This window comes from Christensenella hongkongensis, assembly GCF_000981035.1.
GTDB classification, from domain to species: Bacteria; Bacillota; Clostridia; order Christensenellales; family Christensenellaceae; genus Christensenella; species Christensenella hongkongensis.
Map to the genome: position 1 here is coordinate 16855 of NZ_LAYJ01000087.1, position 19188 is coordinate 36042.

General features: G+C 50.2%; 18 protein-coding genes and 1 pseudogene. 1 reads left to right on the forward strand and 18 read right to left on the reverse strand.

The window, feature by feature from the left end; genetic code table 11:
• Positions 1-20 precede the first annotated feature (20 nt).
• From CHK_RS06280 to fusA, 18 genes and pseudogenes are all read right to left on the reverse strand, one after another.
• Positions 21-599, reverse strand: a complete 579-nt coding sequence (locus CHK_RS06280) for an indolepyruvate oxidoreductase subunit beta (RefSeq protein ID WP_046443187.1) — start codon at positions 597-599, stop codon at positions 21-23.
• Positions 596-2329, reverse strand: coding sequence for an indolepyruvate ferredoxin oxidoreductase subunit alpha (gene iorA, locus CHK_RS06285; RefSeq protein ID WP_046443188.1), 1734 nt, complete (start codon positions 2327-2329; stop codon positions 596-598). The genes CHK_RS06280 and iorA overlap by 4 nt, the downstream gene beginning before the upstream one ends.
• A 43-nt stretch (positions 2330-2372) precedes the next feature.
• A complete protein-coding gene (locus tag CHK_RS06290) occupies positions 2373-3671 on the reverse strand; it encodes a phenylacetate--CoA ligase family protein (protein WP_046443205.1) in 1299 nt (432 codons plus the stop codon).
• Between the two features lie 247 nt (positions 3672-3918).
• Positions 3919-4485: a histidine phosphatase family protein gene (locus CHK_RS06295; protein WP_046443189.1), complete on the reverse strand. Its 567-nt coding sequence runs from the start codon at positions 4483-4485 to the stop codon at positions 3919-3921.
• The gene (cobU, locus tag CHK_RS06300; RefSeq protein WP_046443190.1) at positions 4482-5063 is read right to left on the reverse strand and encodes a bifunctional adenosylcobinamide kinase/adenosylcobinamide-phosphate guanylyltransferase; all 582 of its coding nucleotides are present in this window, start codon (positions 5061-5063) and stop codon (positions 4482-4484) included. The genes CHK_RS06295 and cobU overlap by 4 nt, the downstream gene beginning before the upstream one ends.
• 79 nt (positions 5064-5142) lie before the next feature.
• The gene (atpC, locus tag CHK_RS06305; protein WP_046443191.1) at positions 5143-5556 is read right to left on the reverse strand and encodes an ATP synthase F1 subunit epsilon; all 414 of its coding nucleotides are present in this window, start codon (positions 5554-5556) and stop codon (positions 5143-5145) included.
• A 1-nt stretch (position 5557) separates the two neighbouring features.
• Entirely contained in the window at positions 5558-6979 is a 1422-nt protein-coding gene (gene atpD / locus CHK_RS06310) for a F0F1 ATP synthase subunit beta (protein ID WP_046443192.1), read from the reverse strand.
• A gap of 31 nt (positions 6980-7010) precedes the next feature.
• A complete protein-coding gene (atpG, locus tag CHK_RS06315) occupies positions 7011-7871 on the reverse strand; it encodes an ATP synthase F1 subunit gamma (protein ID WP_046443193.1) in 861 nt (286 codons plus the stop codon).
• 79 nt (positions 7872-7950) lie between these two features.
• Positions 7951-9747, reverse strand: a pseudogene (gene atpA / locus CHK_RS06320) (F0F1 ATP synthase subunit alpha); the annotation flags it as partial.
• A gap of 3 nt (positions 9748-9750) precedes the next feature.
• The gene (gene atpF, locus CHK_RS06325) at positions 9751-10227 is read right to left on the reverse strand and encodes a F0F1 ATP synthase subunit B (RefSeq protein WP_046443194.1); all 477 of its coding nucleotides are present in this window, start codon (positions 10225-10227) and stop codon (positions 9751-9753) included.
• 51 nt (positions 10228-10278) lie between these two features.
• The gene (atpE, locus tag CHK_RS06330) at positions 10279-10503 is read right to left on the reverse strand and encodes an ATP synthase F0 subunit C (RefSeq protein ID WP_046443207.1); all 225 of its coding nucleotides are present in this window, start codon (positions 10501-10503) and stop codon (positions 10279-10281) included.
• Positions 10504-10574: 71 nt separating this feature from the next.
• Positions 10575-11252: a F0F1 ATP synthase subunit A gene (gene atpB, locus CHK_RS06335; RefSeq protein WP_046443195.1), complete on the reverse strand. Its 678-nt coding sequence runs from the start codon at positions 11250-11252 to the stop codon at positions 10575-10577.
• Positions 11252-11542 carry a hypothetical protein gene (locus CHK_RS06340; RefSeq protein WP_046443196.1) on the reverse strand — a complete coding sequence of 97 codons (291 nt, stop codon included), beginning with the start codon at positions 11540-11542 and terminating at the stop codon, positions 11252-11254. Before CHK_RS06340 ends, atpB begins: the two co-directional genes overlap by 1 nt.
• Positions 11543-11688: 146 nt before the next feature.
• Positions 11689-12744, reverse strand: coding sequence for a GNAT family N-acetyltransferase (locus tag CHK_RS06345; RefSeq protein WP_046443197.1), 1056 nt, complete (start codon positions 12742-12744; stop codon positions 11689-11691).
• On the reverse strand, positions 12741-13649 hold the full coding sequence (locus CHK_RS15645; RefSeq protein WP_052740420.1) for a DUF2156 domain-containing protein: 909 nt from the start codon (positions 13647-13649) through the stop codon (positions 12741-12743). The genes CHK_RS06345 and CHK_RS15645 overlap by 4 nt, the downstream gene beginning before the upstream one ends.
• Before the next feature lie 8 nt (positions 13650-13657).
• The gene (pyk, locus tag CHK_RS06355) at positions 13658-15409 is read right to left on the reverse strand and encodes a pyruvate kinase (RefSeq protein ID WP_046443198.1); all 1752 of its coding nucleotides are present in this window, start codon (positions 15407-15409) and stop codon (positions 13658-13660) included.
• A 25-nt stretch (positions 15410-15434) separates the two neighbouring features.
• The gene (locus tag CHK_RS06360) at positions 15435-16358 is read right to left on the reverse strand and encodes a 1-phosphofructokinase family hexose kinase (RefSeq protein WP_046443199.1); all 924 of its coding nucleotides are present in this window, start codon (positions 16356-16358) and stop codon (positions 15435-15437) included.
• 134 nt (positions 16359-16492) lie between these two features.
• Positions 16493-18571 (reverse strand): elongation factor G, encoded by a 2079-nt coding sequence (gene fusA, locus CHK_RS06365; RefSeq protein ID WP_046443200.1) that lies wholly within the window; start codon positions 18569-18571, stop codon positions 16493-16495.
• Positions 18572-18753: 182 nt separating this feature from the next.
• On the opposite strand from fusA, the gene CHK_RS06370 reads away from it, so the two are divergent.
• On the forward strand, positions 18754-19041 hold the full coding sequence (locus tag CHK_RS06370; protein ID WP_046443201.1) for a hypothetical protein: 288 nt from the start codon (positions 18754-18756) through the stop codon (positions 19039-19041).
• The last annotated feature ends 147 nt before the right edge of the window (positions 19042-19188 follow it).

Sequence of the window (19188 nt, forward strand, 5' to 3'; positions counted from 1 at the left end):
TTTTGATATAGCGAATGCGTTTACAGCCCGTAACCGAGCAAAAATGCCTTTTCGTTCATCTCAATAAATTTTGGCTTAACAACGCTTCGTATTGCGTCCAGCCAGACGTTTTTTTCAATGTCCATGTTCTTTGCAAGCACTCCCAGCAGCACCGTATTGACCGCCTTTACGCTGCCCGCCTCGTTTGCGAGCGAAAGCGCGTCCACAAAGACCGCATCCGGGAAATGCGCTTTGATCTTTCCCTCCACATCCTGCGGATATTCCATCGCGCCAGTGATCACAGGCATGGGAAGTATCTGCTGCGTATTGCAGTACGCCTTTCCTCCGTCCGGATTCAAAAACGGCAGCCACCGCAGTCCTTCGAGCTCTTCAAATGCAAGCAGGATATCCGCGCCGCATTCGTCGATCACCGGGGAATAAACCGTTTCTCCTTTATCCCCAATACGCACATAAGTGACGACGCTGCCCCCGCGCTGCGCCATACCGTGCACTTCCGATAATTTAACGTCATAATTAAGCTTTAAAGCAATCTGCCCAAACACCATACTTGCAAGCAGCGTTCCCTGTCCGCCTACGCCGGCAATCAATATACTTTTCATTCCTCAATCCCTCCAATCGCATGGAACGGACAAATGTCCGCGCACAATCCGCAGCCGACGCAAAGCGATGCGTCGATCCGCACTCCGTTTTCCCCCTTAACGATTGCAGGACATCCCAGCCGCAGGCACGCGCCGCAATTTTTGCACGCATCCGTAACGACGAGCGTTCCCTTGTTCGCATTTTTATCGATCAGCATACATGGACGCTGCGTGATGATTACCGATAGCTCTTCCTTTGCCGTCTCCTCCCGGAGCGCCGTTTCAAGCGCATCAAGGTCGAACGGATCGAGGACGCGGATGTTTTTCACGCCAATCGTCTCCACGAGTTTCCTGATATCCACAGCGGGCGCAGGTTCTCCCTTTGCATTCTTTCCCGTTGCCGGATGATCCTGGTGCCCCGTCATGCCCGTCGTGGAATTGTCAAGGATCAGCACAGTGGAGGTCGCTCCGTTGTAAATCATATTCACAAGGCCCGTGATGCCCGAGTGCATAAACGTGCTGTCGCCAATCACGCTTACAAGCTTACGCGCAAACTCCCCGCCGCGCGCCTTTTCCATACCGTGCGCCATTCCGATGGAAGCGCCCATGCACAGCGTCGTATCGATCGCGGAAAGCGGAGCCCCCGCGCCAAGCGTATAGCAGCCGATATCGCCCATCGCCGTGAGTTTGAGTTTATTAAACAGGTAATAAACCGCCCTGTGCGGGCAGCCCGGGCAGAGCACCGGCGGGCGCATTGGAAGCGTCCCGACGTCGACGGGGTTGCACACTCCTCCGCCTAATTTTTCTTTCAGCATCCGCACGGAGTATTCTCCCTGTACGGTAAACAGGTCCTTTCCTTCCACAGGAAGGCCCATAACTCTGATCTGGTTTTCAAAAAACGGTTCGAGCTCCTCGATCACATAAAGCTTTTTCACTTTGGAAGCAAATTCCCTGATCATATTCCGGGGCAGCGGATATACCATGCCGAGCTTCAGCACGCTTGCGTTTGGCAGCGCTTCCTTCACATAGTTGTAACAGGTTCCGCTCGTCACCACGCCAACTTCCGTATCGTTATACTCTACCCTGTTCAGGTCGCATGTATCCGCGTATGCGGCAATGTCCTTCATGCGCTGTTCCACAACTACGTGACGTTTTTTTGCCATACCCGGCATCATAACATATTTTTGGATGTTTTTTTCGTACGGCTTTACCGGAACCTCCGTACGCTCACCAATCTCAACCACGCCGCGCGAATGCGATATCCTCGTATTTGACCGCAGCAAAACCGGCGTATCAAATTGCTCGCTCAGCTCAAACGCGCGTTTCATAAATTCCTTTGCCTCGCCGCTGTCCGCAGGCTCGAGCATCGGCAAATGAGCGCTGCGCGCATAAAACCGCGAATCCTGTTCATTCTGGCTGGAGTGCATCCCCGGATCGTCCGCCACCAATACCACCAGTCCGCCGTTTACGCCCGTATAAGACGCGGTAAAAAGCGGATCGGCCGCCACATTAAGCCCTACATGTTTCATGCACGAAAGCGCGCGCGCGCCGCCATAAGCCGCGCCTGCCGCCACTTCGAGCGCAACCTTTTCATTCGGCGCCCATTCGGCATACACCTCGTCATGCTTTACAACATTTTCCGTCACTTCCGTACTCGGCGTGCCCGGATACGATGAAACGACATTCACGCCAGCCTCATACGCCCCCTGCGCATACGCTTCGTTTCCCAGCATAATTTTTTTCATTCTCATACCATTCCTCTTACTTATTTCAATGACTGATCATTTATTCCTTTTATTCGCTGCGGTTGTCGGTTACCCGCTGCGCTTTCCCTTCAAACCGTTTCAGGCTCTGCGGCTCCGCAAGCGTTACCTTCACGTGCATATTGAGCACTGTGAAAATGTTATGCGCGATCTGCTCGCGCAGCTTTTCGAGCGCGCCATAGCTTGTAAGCAGCGCTTCGTTTGCCACCTCCACCTTGACCTCGATCTTATCGAGATGCTTTTCTGTGGTGAGCACAATCTCGTAATGCGGCGCGACGTCCTCCATGCCAAGCAGCACTCCCTCGATCTGCGACGGGAACACATTCACCCCGCGGATAATCAGCATGTCGTCCGTCCTGCCGGATACCTTCTCCATACGCGTCGTAGTCCTGCCGCATTTGCACGGCTCGTCCGTCAGGCGCGTAATGTCCTTGGTGCGGTAGCGCAGGATGGGCAGCGCCTCTTTTGTAAGGCTCGTTACCACAAGCTCGCCGCGTTCGCCCATCTCCAGCACCTCTCCCGTATCCGGATCGATGATCTCCGATATAAATTCGTCATCCGCAATGTGCATTCCGTTCTGCACGTAACATTCCCCTGAAAAGCCCGGCCCGATCACCTCTGAAAGGCCGTAATTTTCCGTGTCGGTAATATTCAAATATTTCTCGATCTGTTTTTGCATTTCTTTGGTATGGCCTTCGCCGCCAAAGAGGCCCAGACGCAGCTTGAGTTTTTTAAAGTCGATGCCCATATTTTGCGCGGTCTCTCCAAGGTACATCGCATAGGACGGCGTACTGATAAGCACCGTGCTGCCAAAATCCTGCATAAATTTAATCTGCCGTTTTGTGTTCCCGCTCGAAACAGGAATCACCGTCGCCCCCGCGCGTTCCAGGCCATAGTGCAGGCCAAACCCGCCCGTAAAAAGGCCGTAGCCAAATGAAATCTGTGCGATATCGTCAGGAACCACCCCTGCCGCACACGCGATACGCGTCACAAGTCCCGTCCACATATCCAGATCGTGGCGCGTATAGCCCACAATCGTCGGGTTCCCCGTCGTTCCGGAAGAGCCGTGCACACGAACGATCTTTTTCATGGGAACAGCAAACATCCCATACGGATAATTGTCCCTCAAATCGTCCTTTGTGGTAAACGGAAGCTTTTCAATGTCTTTCAGCGTTTTAATATGCCCGGGCTTAATCCCCAGTTCGTCCATTTTCTTTTTGTAGTGGGGTACATTGTCGTAGCAATACTGAACAGAGTGTTTCAGCCTTTCCAGCTGCAATTCCCTGATTTTCTTTCGGTCCGCACACTCGACTTCCTTGTCCCAAATAATGTGTTCCAACGATATACCCTCCATCATTCCATACCGATATGCGCCGCATATCAAAATTGTGCCGCGCCCCTGCAGGAATAACAATAACGGCAGTCATTGCCACGGGGTTCCCCCTCCTGCCTTCCGACGCAAAGCAAACTATAAAATATTATAATACATCTATAGGGAAAAAACAAACACATATGGGCAAAACGCCATATGTGTCATTCGTTTTTTTCGTGTATTTCCGTATGTATTCCGTAGAATACTAGACTGTCACAGTGACAGCCTCCCCGTTTTGGATATCCCTTGTAAAAAGATCCGACATATCCCCCGTAAGCAGCGCCGACAGACATGCAAGTATAAACCCCTTGTGCGCCACAATCAGGATACGGTTATTTTCATACTCAAATAAAACGTCATGGATAAACTTTTCGCAGCGTTCATAGTATTCCTCCACGCTGTCTCCCCCCGGAAAAACAAACGTTTGCCAGTCCTCCATATAACGTTTCCAGTCGTCCGGATAATTTTTTGCGATCTCATCGGCTCCAAGCCCCTCAAAGCGCCCAAAATCCGTTTCGACGATCCGGTCTGATTTTAATATGATTTTAGGGACGCGTTTCATCTCGCTCAATACATAATCCGTCGTTTGCAGCACGCGCTTCATGGTTCCGTAAAAGATCACGTCAAACCGCTCTTCCGAAAGCGCCTTTGCCGCTGCGAGCGCACATTCTTTCCCCTCTTCGTTCAGCGGCAAATCCGTTTTGCCGCTGAATACGCCACTGGCGTTTGCATCTGTCTGCGCATGCCGCAAAAATGTAAAACACGTACTCACTGTTTTCCTCCGTTTTCATCTTTTTTCAGCGGCAGCAGTATACCGCTCACCGAGAGGTATACCTCGCCTGCCGCGTCCGCAATCATCCTGTTTGCCATGCCCGCTGCGTCGCGGAATAGTCGTCCCAGGGAATAAGCGGGAACAAGCCCCATGCCCACCTCGTTTGAAACGACAATAAATACAGCGTCGCTTTTGGAAATTTCGGCAAGTAATTCCCTGATTTTTTCTTCGATTTTCCGCTCAAGCGCTTCCTGCTCCCTGCGTTCCAGTATGTCCGTCCCGTCCCAGTCTGTTTTTTCCCGCAGCAGCAGGTTTGTGATATAGACGGTAATGCAGTCAATCAGGTACGCCTCATGTTCGTTTTCCCGCACGGCGCCGGCAATATCATACGGCGCTTCGTAGGTTTTCCATGTCTGCGGCCTTCTCTGCTGGTGTTTATCGATACGCCGCCGCATCTCCGCGTCAGTGCTTATTGCCGTTGCAATATAAGCAACGTCTTCATAACGGGCTGCCATCCGCTCCGCATGATCGCTTTTTCCGCTTCTCACGCCGCCTGTCAAAAAAATCAGCTTTCCCATAAACTTTCCTTTATCATTCTACCCTTCCGGTAAAGTCTCCGTACAAAAAAGGCGGGGCAACCCCCGTCCTTTTGTTTTTCTACAGTGTGGTTTTGCGCTTGGTGAGGCTGAGACGTGCCATCGCGCGCGCAAGCGCGATCTTGTTGCGCCGGTACTCTTCCTCGCTGCGCTTCTGGCGCAGGCGCTCCTCCGCACGCTCCTTGGCGCGTTCCGCCCGCTTTACATCGATCTCATCAGGCCATTCGGCGGCCTGCGTAAACATGATCGTCTCATCCGGACGCACCTCCAGGAAGCCTTCCGCAACGGAACACATCACCCATTTTTTACCGGTATTTATTTTTACCTCTCCCGGTACGACCGTCACTACCTCCGACTCATGCCCCTTTTGGATGGACATTTGCCCGTCCTCAGTCGGAAAAATAACAGACACGATGCTGTCGCAGTAAAACGACCGTTCCGGCGTCAAAATCTCCAATAGGAATTGCGAAGCCATGTTATTTCATATCCTTTGCTTTTTCTTTTACCTGATCAATGTCGCCGGTCATATAGAACGCCTGCTCCGGCAGGTCGTCCACTTCGCCGTCGAGTATGGCCTTAAAGCTTTTGATCGTCTTTTCGAGCGGCACATATTCGCCCTTGATGCCCGTATAAACCTCAGCCACAAACATAGGCTGGGAGAGGAATTTCTGTATCTTCCTCGCGCGGAATACCGTCACCTTGTCGTCCGGCGCAAGCTCTTCCATGCCCAGAATCGAAATGATATCCTGCAATTCCTTATAGCGTTGCAGTGTGTGTACCACCCTGCTTGCCACGTCGTAATGCTCCTCGCCTACAATACGTGGATCGAGTATCCTTGACGTTGATTCCAGCGGATCCACAGCCGGATAGATACCCAGCTCGGATACGCTTCTGGAAAGCACCGTGATCGCGTCGAGGTGAGTAAACGTCGTCGCAGGCGCAGGATCCGTCAGGTCGTCCGCGGGAACATAAATTGCCTGCACGGACGTGATGGAACCATGCTTCGTGGATGTAATACGCTCCTCGAGCGCGCCAAGCTCGTTTGCAAGCGTCGGCTGATACCCAACCGCCGAAGGGATACGCCCAAGCAGCGCCGAAACCTCCGAACCCGCCTGGATAAAGCGGTAAATATTATCGATAAATAATAGTACGTTCTGGCCTGTTTTATCACGCAGGTACTCGGCCATCGTAAGGCCTGTCATGGCGACGCGCATACGCGAGCCCGGCGGCTCGTTCATTTGCCCAAACGCAAGCGCCGTCTTTTCCAGCACGCCGCTCTCCGCCATTTCGCTGATGAGGTCGTTACCCTCCCTGCTTCTTTCCCCCACGCCGGTGAACACCGAATAGCCGCCGCTTTCCGTGGCAATATTATGAATCAGTTCGTTAATCAGCACGGTCTTGCCTACACCCGCGCCTCCGAACAATCCAATTTTACCACCCTTTGCGTAAGGCGCGATGAGATCGATTACCTTCAGGCCTGTTTCAAATATCTCTGATACCGGGTTCTGTTCCGCAAACGGCGGCGCCGGACGGTAAATCGGCCAATATTCGTCGGCTTTTATTTCTCCCTTGCCGTCGATTTGCTCGCCCATGACGTTTACAACCCTTCCAAGGATTGCCTCGCCAACCGGAACCGTGATCGGTTCCCCGGTATTGAATACCCTCATGCCGCAGGCAAGCCCTTCCGTTGCTTCAAGGGCAATGCAGCGCACAACGTTTTCGCCGACCTGAGACGCAACCTCCATCCAGACGGGGGCGTCGTCGTCGCTGTCGTTATGCTTTGCATAAAGAATCGTATTAATCGACGGGTTTGCCTGGTCTTCGGCAAACCTTACATCGATGACGGGGCCTGTAATCTTGATGATCTCGCCCTCGCTTTTAATCTTATATTCATACATACGTTCGTTACTCCTAATATAGTCCCTCTCGTCAGGTAAGCGCGTCCATCGCTCCCACGATTTCCGTAATTTCCATGGTGATCGCCTGCTGGCGCGCACGGTTCAGCGCAATATTGAGCTTTCCGAGCATTTCCTCCGCATTTTTGGTGGAGGAATCCATCGCCACCATACGCGCGCTGTTTTCACTGGCAAACGCCTGAATAAGCGCCCCGTAAATGAGGCCGATGATATACTGCGGCACCAACACGTCAAACACCTTGTTTGGCGACGGATGGTAATTCATTTCGTTTTCATAATCAAGCTCCGTCTCAATATCATCAAATTCCGACATCTCTACCGGCAAAAGCTTCAGCGCTGTTGGCACCTGTTTTACGGATGAATAATACCTCGTATAAATGAGGTACACCTCGTTCATTTCACTGCTGCGGTACATTTTGGATAAATCCGCAGCCAGGTTTCGCGCCTCGTAAAGCGTTGGATTCTGTGAAATGTGAAGATATTCCACGTCGATAGGCACCTTCTTGCGCTCAAAAAACGCCCGCGCCTCCTGTCCGATGGTAATGACGAATTTTTCGCCTTCCTTCATGAAGTCGTACGCAAAGTTGAGGATGTTGTGGTTATATCCGCCGCACAATCCCTTATCCGCCGCAATCACGATATATGCGGGAAAGCCCTTCTCGTGCTTTTCCAAAAACGTATGGTGCAGGTCGTGCGAATGCACCAGAATATCCTTGAGCGCGCTGCGCACCCGGTTAAAATACAACAGGTTTGCATCATAGCGCGCAATCGCCTTCTGCATCTTCGATGTGGAAATCAGCTTCATCGCTTTGGTGATCTTACTCGTATCGTTGATCGCGCGTATGCTGCTTTTTACATCCGCAGTATTACTCATGGCTGTCCACGCTCATTTCCGCAATCGGATCTACGGTAACGGCGACCGGCTCCGAAAGCCCCGCATCGTCCGCATTCTCCTTTTCAGTAAGGAATCCGCGTTTGAATTCCTCTGCCGCGTCCAGAATCATTTTTTGATTTTCGTCCGTCAGGTTTCCGGTCGTTTTGATATCACCTTTAATCTGCGGATATTTCGCGTTTGCAAAATCCAGGAATTCGCTGTTGAATTTCCTGATTTTATCGACAGGGATATCCATCAGCGCCTTACCCGTCGCGACGCAAAGCAAAATAACCTGGTTCTCTACAGAATACGGCGCATATTGCGGCTGGATGAGCGCCTGCGTCACCTTAAGCCCGTTATTGAGCGCGTCCTGCGTCGCCTGGTCAAGATCCGAAGCAAACTGTGAAAACACCTCGAGCTCGCGGTACTGGGCAAGCTCCAGACGAAGCGGCCCCGCCACCTTTCTCATTGCTTTAATCTGCGCGCTTCCGCCTACACGCGATACGGAAAGCCCGACGTTTACAGCCGGACGCTGTCCGGAATTGAACAGCTCTGTTTCGAGGTAAATCTGCCCGTCTGTAATCGAGATCACATTGGTCGGGATATAGGAGGAAATATCTCCCTCCATCGTTTCGATGATCGGCAACGCCGTCATCGATCCGCCGCCAAGCTTGTCGGAAAGCTTTGCAGCCCTTTCAAGAAGCCTGGAATGCAAATAAAATACGTCGCCAGGATACGCCTCGCGTCCCGGCGGCCTGCGAAGCAGCAGGGACATCGTCCTGTATGCTACCGCATGCTTGGAAAGATCGTCGTAAACGATCAAAACGTCCTCGCCCGCATACATAAAGCTTTCCGCAATCGCACAGCCCGCATAAGGCGCAATATACTGCATTGGCGCGGTATCGCTTGCCGTTGACGCAACTACAGTCGTATAATCAAGCGCGCCGAATTCATCCAAACTGTTAACGATCTCTGCTATTGTAGAAGCCTTTTGCGCAATCGCAACATAAACGCACTTTACATTCTTCCCTTTTTGGTTGATGATCGTATCAACGGCAATCGCAGTCTTACCCGTCTGCCTGTCGCCAATGATCAGCTCCCTTTGGCCCCGTCCAATCGGAATCATGGAGTCGATTGCCAAAATTCCGGTCTGCAACGGCGTATCAACCGACTGCCTGTCGATGATTGCCGGTGCCGGCGTCTCAATAGGCCGCGATTCCTCCGTCAGGATTTTACCCCTTCCGTCGATGGGCAGCCCCAGCGGATTAATTACCCTTCCAAGTACTGCATCGCCCACGGGCACCTTGACAACGTCGCCCGTATGGCGCACCATGGAGCCTTCGGTTACGTCGGTTACGCCATTTAGCAGCACAGCGCCCACACGGTCCATCTCAAGATTCAGCACAATGCCATAGGCTTCGTTTTCAAACTGCAGCAACTCGCCGTATTTGCAGCCTTCCAGTCCGCGTACAAATACCACCCCGTCGCCGGTGCGTTCCACGATACCAATCATCGAGATGTCGTATTTTACGTCAAACTGTGTAATTTTATCCTTGAGCTCCGCTCCAACAGACGTTTTCGCGAGTGCGCCGTCCACATTTTTCTTCAGAGCGTCTATGATGTCCTCTATGCTTTCATGATTCGTCTGTACCGTATTTTCCCCAATATAATCCTGCATCCGGTCGAGATAGGATTTCGCGCTTAAATCATAGACCATATTGTTGACCGTAGCGACAAAACCGCTGATCAGCGCCTGGTCTATCGAAACCTCAAAATCGATCTCCGCATCGAAAAGCTTGTTGAACTTTTCATTGATCGCAGAAATTTCATCGGGCGTAAATTCAGTTGCACAGACGAGTTTACCCTTCATTTTCAAATGCTAACTCACCTTCTCAAAAAATTCGTTGATTACGTTTTTGTTGTCCTCATAAGAGACTTCGCGCTCCAACACCTTTTCAGCGATCTGGATCGCCATTTTCGTCACTTCCTGGCGCATCTCAAGCACAGCCTGCTGCTTTTGGGATTCAATGTGCTTGTCTGTCCGGGTTCTGATCTCCGCAGCGCTTTCCTCCGCTTCCGTAACGATCTGGCGCGCCTGTTCGTCCGCGACATCTTTGCTCTTATTGATCAGGGCAGTCGCAAGGTCCTGCGCGTTACGCATCATCTCGTCATATTTAGCTTTGATTTGCTCCGCATCGGAATATTTTTGCGCCGCTTCGTCGATCTGTTTCTGAATCTGGTTTGTCCTGTTGCTCAAAAATTTTGTGATCGGCTTATACAGCAGCCAGCGTAAAAAGAAAAACAGAATGACAATATTCACGATATAAAGCAGTATTTCAATAAAATTGATTTCCATAACAATCCCTCTGGTGATTGACCAGCGTCAAAAACGCCAGGTGTCTTCCGTTTATTTTCCCATCGTAAATATCATAATAATAGAAATAACAAAACCGTAAATCGCGGTAGACTCTGCAAGCGCAAGGCCAATCAGCAATACCTGGTTAATTTTACCCGTCGCTTCCGGCTGGCGCGCCACTGCTTCACAAGCTTTACTCGTAGCGATACCCATGCCGATGCCTGCGCCCATACCTGTGAAAACTGCCAGGCCTGCGCCGATTGCGATTAAACCCATATCCATAATTTTTACCTCCATTTATTCTTAAAATAATAAATTTATAAAAGCGTCTCCGCTTTCTGCCTGTGTTACACCTTTTCCTCGATGAAAGACATTGTCAGCATGGTAAACACATACGACTGCATTCCAAGGTGGAATAAAATAAAGTAGATTGATGCGATGCCCGGAATGCCGATAAATGCGAAATAACCAAGCGCGCCATACAGCATATCCATTACTACGAGTCCGCTGAACATATTCCCAAAAAGCCGGCACGCCAGCGAGATCGGCACCGCTACAGAGGAAAGTACATTGATCGGTACCATAAAGGGTTTGGGCTCGGCATAGGTTTTAAGCCAGCCCTTCACTCCCCGAAAACGGATCGAATATGCGATGATCAATACAAATGAAACGACAGCAAGCGCAATCGTACAATCAAGGTCTGTAGCGGGGGAACGGATTCCCATAAATTCGAGCAGCCCGCTGCAGATAATAAATGCAAAAATCGTCATGATGTAAGGCGCGATTGATTTCGCCTTATCCCCCATAATGGAGCCGGAAAACTTATTGATCCCCTCCACCATGAGCTCCATGACATTTTGAAGCCCCTTTGGAACTCTTTTGAAATTTTTCAGGATTACAAACCGGAAAATCAGTGCAAAAATAATAATGGCGATCGTTGTTCCAAAAGCCGCGACAAGCGTCTGGCTTACCTGCAACGTGCCGAAAAGAGTAACCTTTCCCGGAAATACGCTGGGTATATCCATTACTTCTGCTCACCTCCATGCTGCTTATACTTTCTGATTGTCATAATGCTGTTTGTAACCGGTATTCCGATCATTGAGACCGCTATGCCGGAGGCACACCAGATCATGGCTTCTACTGAAACAAACCTTGCCATGCAATAAAGCACGGCAAGTATGAGCGCAAGCTTGGCAATCGTTACGGGCACTGCAAAACCGGCATTCTTCCTGCCGGACGTCATCATCATAATCAGTTTTTTCAGCAGCCAGACTTCGAAAACGCCGATCACAAGTCCGATGAAAATTCCCCACATTGCAATTTACCCTGCTTTGCTTCTTATTTATTTAGATATTATATTAGTCCTATTTTTGGCAGAATGCAACTACCGTTTTCAAAAAAAAATCACGCGTCGTTTCAGGACGCGCAATAATACTGATTCCCGGGGAGTTTTTCCATTTACTAATACGTTTCGAAAAAGCAGGAATTTTGCTTCAAAAACACTTTTGTTACCGGATCCCCTTCATTTTGCACCTGCGCGCCGGCAAGCAGTTCCGCAAGCTGTGTTACGCAAACCGCTATGTCTTCATGACCGTCCACCGGCGTAACGCCGACTTTGCCGTCCGCGTCCTTCTTTAATAGTAACCTGTATTCCCTGCCAAGAAACTCATCATCTACCAAAAGTATAAAATCATCCTGCACGAGCCGCGCATTTTGAAGAAGCTTTACCGGATCAAGCACGCGCATCATGGTAAACTCCTCGCTTCCCGCATCCTCTGCAAACGATGGCAGGAAATACGCAGCCTCCTTTGCAGGGCAAGCGCTTACCAGACTTTTACAGATTTCGTCATCGGCGGCCACAAGCTCAAACACCTCAGCCTTATCCCTCTCTTCATAATACAACGCATAGCCAAAGCGTCCTTCCCGCTCGTATACGGCTGCTTTTCCCCCATCCGCAAAGAGAAGCCCAAGCCATGCGTAAAAACGTTCCTGCGCGCGCAGGAAACAGTTATCAAACCGTTCCATATAAGCCGCATATGCGGCGCGCATTTTTTCTGCCGGCAGGTCCTGCATAGAGCGGTAAATCCTTACCCCTTCCGCAGCCTGTCCGGAAATGGCTGAATGCCGGGTTATATAAGCGATCGTTTCATATCCGAATTTACGGTAAAAAGCATGCAAAAACGGATGCAGGTACACGGCTGAAAGCCCGCGCTTTCTCATATCCAGCATCGCAAGCTTCACAAGCTCCTTCATAAGCCCGCGCTTCCTTGCCTTAGGCAGCGTCGCGCATCCCGCCAGAAAATCAGTATCATAGCTTTTTCCCGCAAGCTTTGCCTGGAACCTGAGCATAAAAAGATCCGCTATGAGCTCGCCCTGTTCATAATAGCCAAGCGTATCCTCATACCGTACTACCGTCCTGAAATATTCATCGATAAACGCATCCGAATCACCAAAGCAGACGCTCCATACCTTCTTTGCCTCTGCTTCTTCAGCTTGCCTCAGGCTCCTGATACTCATCCTTCTTCCCCGCTCAACAATACATCGTATTTTTCCAGCATAAACACCGGATGGTAGGACTGCTTTGCCTTACGAATGCCCGGTATGCCCATGTCTTCGGCACGATTGATGTATTTACAGTGCGACCAGACATTTTTGACAAACGCATTATTGACATACGTAAACAGCCCGTTAACGTCAGGCTGCGCCTTCTCAATATGGATGATCGCCGTATCGCCCTTGATCTGTTCTCCAAACGAAAAAGCGACAACCTTTCCATTGATTTTTACTACGCAGCCTTTAAAATTAAGCTCGCGCCAGTGGTCAAGCGCCTTCCTGATGGATAATATTTCCTCCTCGGCCTCCCGGGGATCCCCGTCCTTATCCTGCGCCCAGTCGCGCTGCAACTGCAGGCATTCCTCCCTGTATTTATCGTCATACAGGTCGAACTCGCTCGTATAGGTGCGCAGAAATGCGTTGATGTGATTCCTCTTGGAGTGGTACTTCTTCCCTGCGAGATCAATCAGGTCGCTTGCGTTGTAAACATATTCCGTGTTGTATTCATCATACGCAAAATCGTAACGTTCGCCGCAGTCTGCCTTTATTTTTTCCACCATTTGCGGCGTGGCGCATTTCAAATAAAAGACGCCGAAGTTTTCCACCATATATTCCTCGCACATCTTCATATATGGTTCGATAGATTCCCTGTCATCCTTCAGGTACGGAGGTAACAGAAACGGCTTGTATACGTCGCTGTACATCGAAATAAACAGCGCGTTTCCATGCGTTGCCATTTTCATATCCCACGCCTCCTGCCAGGTATACATATTTGAAAACGAGGCTTCCGAGTGCCGGTAGCCGTGGTTCAATACATAGCTGTCAAAAAGAGGTTTCATTTCCAGTTGTAAAGGTTCAAATTCCAGCATAAATTATATCAGTCCTCACGATTTTCATTACATACAAGTCCACGCTCCGCGTCCAGCTTCACATGGATTCCATTTTTCAGTATCTGCGTCGCGCTTGCCGCTCCCACAAGCACCGGGATATCCAGAGCCATACCAACGATCGCAGCATGGGAATCAAGCCCATCCGCTTCTGTTATAATACCCGCAGACTGTTTCATTAAATCCAAAATATTGTTAGACGTACTGGGTACTACAAGGATATCGCCGCGCTTAAAGGTTTGCCGCGCCTCTTTTTCCGAATTGGCAACGCACGTTGTAGAAGAAGCGCACAGCGCGTTTATGCCCGTACCCTTCACAAGAACGTCTCCCACAATATGTACCTTCAGCAGGTTTGTCGTCCCTGCAATCCCAAGCGGAACGCCCGCCATGATCGCAACGAGGTCTCCGTTTTGCAGGAGCCCGGCCTTCTTGCTCGTATTCACCACAAGCTCAAACAGCTCGTCCGTATTGAACTTCTGCTCCACCTCCAGTGGAATCACGCCCCACGACATATTCAGCTGCCTGCACACCTGCGGATCGGGCGAGCAGCCAATGATCGGAATCGAAGGCCGGTATTTGGAAACCATACGCACCGACGCGCCTGTTTTTGTCACAGCTATAATCGCCGACGCGCCAAGGTCGTAGGCAGTCGTGCATGCAGCATGCGAAATCGCATTCGTTACGTCTGAAATCTCAGTCATATCGTTCTTTTTAAAGCGCATCTTATAGTTGATGTCATGCTCCGTACGGCGCGCAATACGCGCCATCGTGATCACGGTCTCCACAGGATATTTCCCTGCTGCCGTTTCGCCGGAAAGCATGATCGCGCTCGTGCCGTCATAGATGGCGTTTGCCACGTCCGACGTTTCCGCACGGGTAGGCCTTGGATTGTGCATCATGCTGTCCAGCATCTGCGTCGCGGTAATGACAAGTTTACCCGCGCCGTATGCCTTATGGATCAGGCGTTTTTGCAGGACAGGAACCTCCTCGAGCGGTATTTCCACGCCCATATCCCCGCGCGCCACCATAATACCGTCAGACACACGCAGGATATCGTCAATATTCTTGACGCCTTCCGCGTTTTCTATTTTTGCAATGATTTTGATGCTCCTGCAATGGTAACGGTCCAATATTTTCTTAATGTCGAGGATGTCCTGTTCATTACGGGTAAAGCTTGCCGCAATAAAATCCACCTCGTTTTCAATGCCAAAGATAATATCTGCCTCGTCCTTTTCGCTGATATACGGCAGGGACACTGAAAATCCGGGCACATTCACGCCCTTCCGGTCGGAAAGCTTGCCGCCGTTTAAAACCTTGCATGTGATATCCGTATCGGTAAGGCAGGTCGCCTGCATCTCGATCAGGCCGTCGTCAATCAATATTATTGCGCCCTGTGCAAGGTCTCCCGGCAAATCCTTAAAGGAAACGGACACATGGGTTTCATCTCCCTCCACTTCTTTGGTGGTAAGGGTAAACGTATCCCCTTCTTTTAATTCTACGCTCCCTTTTTTAAACGTACCAATCCTGATCTCCGGGCCTTTCGTATCCAAAAGACAGGCAATATATTTATGCTTTGCATTGCCGATTTTCCGTACTTTATCGATCCTCGCCTTCTGGATCGCGTGATCGCCGTGGGAAAAATTCAGCCGCGCGACGTCCATACCCGCGTCAATCATACGTTCGATCGTATTTTCATCCTCGCTGGAAGGCCCTAACGTACATACGATTTTTGTTTTTCTCATCTGCTCCTACTCCCATATTTAAAAATTATATTGTAACGATTTCTATTTTATCATAGAACCGTTCAAAAATCTCCTTTGTGCACAGTTCTGTCCCCTCAAGCGTAATAGAAGCAGTCGCAGCTGCAACGCCGCGCCTGAGCGCTTCATCAGCCGGGCCGCCCAGCACGGACGTAACGCCCGCAACCATGGAATCCCCCGCGCCGACTGTGGAACGCACGTCCACCTTCACCGGTTTTGCAAAATACGCGTTTTGGGCGTCCACCATGAGCGCGCCGTCGCCGCCCATCGATACCCCCACAAGATGCACGCCGGAGGCAATAATCTGCCGGCATGCGGCAATGATTTCTTCCTTCGAATCCCCCTTGAGGTCGGTGATGCTGCGAAGCTCGTCAATATTTGGCTTGATAAAATACGGGTGCTGCTCGATCCCCAGCCGCAACACCTCGCCCGAAGCGTCCAGCACACACTTTACCTGCTTTTCATTGAGCTCCCGGATCATCCTTGCATAAATATCGGGTTCGCATCCCGGCGGCAGGCTGCCGGTCAGGATTACGATATCCTCGCTTTTTGCTGTCTGGATCACATTCTGGAATATCCTGCTCATGTCGTCCGCCGCAACCTCGTTGCCGCTCTCATTTATTTCCGTGATCTCTTCCGCCTGCTCGTCAAAAATCTTTGTATTGGTACGCGACTCGCCCGGTTTTTCAAAGAAGTCGTAAAAAATGCTTCTGGCTTCCAGCCGGCGCTTGATCAGCATCCCATCGCTTGTGTAAAGCAGACCCATCACCTTTACGTTCTGTCCAAGCTCCTTGAGCACGACTGCGGCGTTAATTCCCTTTCCCGCTCCGTCGATCACGACCTTTTCAGGACGGTTAGTCCCTCCGGTAACCAGTTTATCCAAATACAATGTTTTATCGATTGTCGGATTCAGATATACGCATATAATCATAATAAAAACTCCTTCCAAACAGGCCTTTACGCATCCTATTGCCACAAATACCCGTTTTTTATATAGCCTGTTTACTCCAGCAATAAGTAAAAAGGCTGCAATATCTTGCAGCCTTTATCTTACCAGTTTTACGTCTATTCTTCCATATCTTTTTTTGCCTGCTCGATTATTTTCCCTGCCATCTGGGCCGGAACTTCCTCATAGCGCTCAAAGGTTTGCTTAAAGGATCCCCGCGCCTGCGTCATAGAGCGCAGGTCCGTCGCATATTTGAACATTTCACTCATGGGAACCTCCGCCGTCACTTCCTGCATTCCATCCACCGGGTTCATTCCCAGAATACGTCCGCGCCTGCGGTTCAGGTCTCCGATGATGTCGCCCATGTATTCGTCCGGAATGACGACTTCCACCTTCACAATCGGCTCAAGCAGTATGGGGTTGGCCTCCGCCATGCCTTTTTTGAACGCGAGGTTTGCCGCTACTTTAAAAGCCATTTCAGAAGAATCTACCGTGTGGTAAGAGCCGTCATAAAGCGTGCATTTCAATCCCACCACGGGATATCCTGCCAGAACGCCCTTCTTAACGCTTTCGTGCAGGCCCTTTTCCACCGCGGGAATATACTGCCGCGGAACCACGCCGCCAACAATCTTATCCTCGAAAATAAAATCTGCAAGGCCGTCCGGGACAGGTGAGAATTCCAGCCATACGTCGCCGTACTGCCCGTGCCCGCCGGATTGTTTTTTATGTTTGCCCTGCGCCTTCACCGGCTTTTTGATCGCTTCGCGGTAAGGAATCTTCGGATCGTGCAGCTCGCCTTCCACGTTGAATTTGCTTTTCAGCTTGCTGTTGATGACCTCAAGGTGCATCTCGCCCATGCCGTTTGCAAGCATGTCGCCTGTTTCCGTATCTTTGACCAGTTTGAAGGTCGGATCCTCGTCCTCCAGACGGTGCAAACCGGAAAACACCTTCTCTTCCTCGCCCTTTTTCTTCGCGCCGACCGCAAGTGAAATACACGGCTGCGGGAATTCAAGCGGCAGGTATTTTACGACGCAGTTTGTGGAGCACAGCGTATCGCCTGTAGCCGTATGCTGCAGCTTTGCAATCGCGCCAATATCCCCCGCTTCTATCTGATCTACCGGTATCAGCTTCTTTCCGCGCATCACGCCAAGGTTCGAACATTTCTCCGGCTTTCCTGTATTTGCATTGGTGATTGACATATCGGATTTCAAAACCCCCTGCATCACCTTGACAATCGAAAGCTTTCCAACAAACGGATCTGCGATCGTCTTCAAAACGTGCGCGGTAAACGATGCCGCTGGATCGATCTTCACGGAAACAGGATTTCCGCTCATATCCACCGCCTGCTCCTCCGGAGCGTCGATTGCCGCGGGCATCAGTGAAATCAGTTTATCCATCAGCGTAATTACGCCGAGGTTCTGGGCTGCGGAGCACACGAATACAGGCGCAAAGCTGCCTTGTGCGATTCCTTCTCCCAGTCCCTTTAAAATATCCTCCTCCGAAAGCTCCTGCCCATCGAAGAATTTTTCCATCAGCTCTTCATCATTTCCTGCCGCGCCTTCCACAAGCGTCTCGCGCAGAGCCTGCGCATCCTCAAGAAAATCCTGCGGAACCTCTTCCTGCTTCGTGCCGCCCTTGCCGTCAAACAGATATGCCTTCATACCGATAATATCAATGATCCCCGTGAATTTGCCGTCCTTCATTATAGGCATTTGTACCGCCGCCACTGCGGAAGGATACTTCGTACCGAGCGCGCCGACCGTTTTTACAAAATCCGTATTTTCTTTATCGATCTGGTTGACTACAAACGCCCGGGGCATATCATGCTTTACGCAATATTCGTACGCCTTCTGCGCGCCAACCGGCACAATGCCATTCGGGCTCAGCATAATAAGGGCGCTGTCCGCCATCTCATACGCGGCGACTGCCTCCCCTTCGAAATCAAAATATCCGGGAACGTCGATCACATTGATCTTTTTGCCGTTCCACTCAACGGGTGCAAGCGCAAGGCCGATCGAAATCTGGCGCTTTATTTCTTCACTATCATAATCCGTTGTGGTATTTCCATCTTCAACTTTTCCCATACGCTCGATTGCCCCGGAGTCGAAAAGCATCGCCTCTGTTAGAGTCGTCTTTCCTTCACCACCATGCCCAACGAGCGCAATGTTTACAATGTCCTGTGGATGATATACTTTCATGTAATAGACCTCCTATGGAATTTATTTATATGAAGTCTTATAAACCAAAAATCAATAGTAGAAATGACAACTATAGTGTAACAGATAATAATAAAAAAATAAATAAATTTTTGAATTTAATATGGAATTTGAAAACATTCTATGCAATAATATACAAAGCACATCTGATAAAGGGGTATTCTATGAAACAGTTAACGGAAAAACAATCTAAAATAATCCAGATCATTCTGGGGCTTGTGGCAGGAATCGGTATCTGGTTTTCTATTCTTGTCGGCAGTGATTCGGATAGCGGCATCCTGCAGTATTTGTTCGTCATCATCTTTGCCGCTGTTATGCTTTTGCAGCGCTTTCTGGAAAATAAATTCGACACCAAATTCAGGACGTTCAGCAAATTTTGGCTGATTGGCCTTATTATCGGTTTGGTGGCATTTCTTATTTACGGGTTTGCATCCGGCACAATGTTTAAATGACACGGTAGTCATGACCACCCGTAAAACGGGTGGCATGAAAAGCCCTAAAAGGGCATGATACAAGCCAGCGTCTAAAGACGCTGGCTTTCTCTTCGTTCAAGCCACATGGCATTTGTTCTTATCTACCCCTAAAGGGGTCTTCTATTT

Excerpts from the sequence above, each read along its gene's own strand:
- CHK_RS06280 (WP_046443187.1), bottom strand. The coding sequence starts at position 599 with ATGAAAAGTATATTGATTGCCGGCGTAGGCGGACAGGGAACGCTGCTT.
- iorA (WP_046443188.1), bottom strand. The coding sequence starts at position 2,329 with ATGAGAATGAAAAAAATTATGCTGGGAAACGAAGCGTATGCGCAGGGG.
- cobU (WP_046443190.1), bottom strand. The coding sequence starts at position 5,063 with ATGGGAAAGCTGATTTTTTTGACAGGCGGCGTGAGAAGCGGAAAAAGC.
- atpC (WP_046443191.1), bottom strand. The coding sequence starts at position 5,556 with ATGGCTTCGCAATTCCTATTGGAGATTTTGACGCCGGAACGGTCGTTT.
- atpD (WP_046443192.1), bottom strand. The coding sequence starts at position 6,979 with ATGTATGAATATAAGATTAAAAGCGAGGGCGAGATCATCAAGATTACA.
- atpG (WP_046443193.1), bottom strand. The coding sequence starts at position 7,871 with ATGAGTAATACTGCGGATGTAAAAAGCAGCATACGCGCGATCAACGAT.
- atpF (WP_046443194.1), bottom strand. The coding sequence starts at position 10,227 with ATGGAAATCAATTTTATTGAAATACTGCTTTATATCGTGAATATTGTC.
- atpE (WP_046443207.1), bottom strand. The coding sequence starts at position 10,503 with ATGGGTTTAATCGCAATCGGCGCAGGCCTGGCAGTTTTCACAGGTATG.
- atpB (WP_046443195.1), bottom strand. The coding sequence starts at position 11,252 with ATGGATATACCCAGCGTATTTCCGGGAAAGGTTACTCTTTTCGGCACG.
- CHK_RS06340 (WP_046443196.1), bottom strand. The coding sequence starts at position 11,542 with ATGTGGGGAATTTTCATCGGACTTGTGATCGGCGTTTTCGAAGTCTGG.
- CHK_RS06345 (WP_046443197.1), bottom strand. The coding sequence starts at position 12,744 with ATGAGTATCAGGAGCCTGAGGCAAGCTGAAGAAGCAGAGGCAAAGAAG.
- CHK_RS15645 (WP_052740420.1), bottom strand. The coding sequence starts at position 13,649 with ATGCTGGAATTTGAACCTTTACAACTGGAAATGAAACCTCTTTTTGAC.
- pyk (WP_046443198.1), bottom strand. The coding sequence starts at position 15,409 with ATGAGAAAAACAAAAATCGTATGTACGTTAGGGCCTTCCAGCGAGGAT.
- CHK_RS06360 (WP_046443199.1), bottom strand. The coding sequence starts at position 16,358 with ATGATTATATGCGTATATCTGAATCCGACAATCGATAAAACATTGTAT.
- fusA (WP_046443200.1), bottom strand. The coding sequence starts at position 18,571 with ATGAAAGTATATCATCCACAGGACATTGTAAACATTGCGCTCGTTGGG.
- CHK_RS06370 (WP_046443201.1), top strand. The coding sequence starts at position 18,754 with ATGAAACAGTTAACGGAAAAACAATCTAAAATAATCCAGATCATTCTG.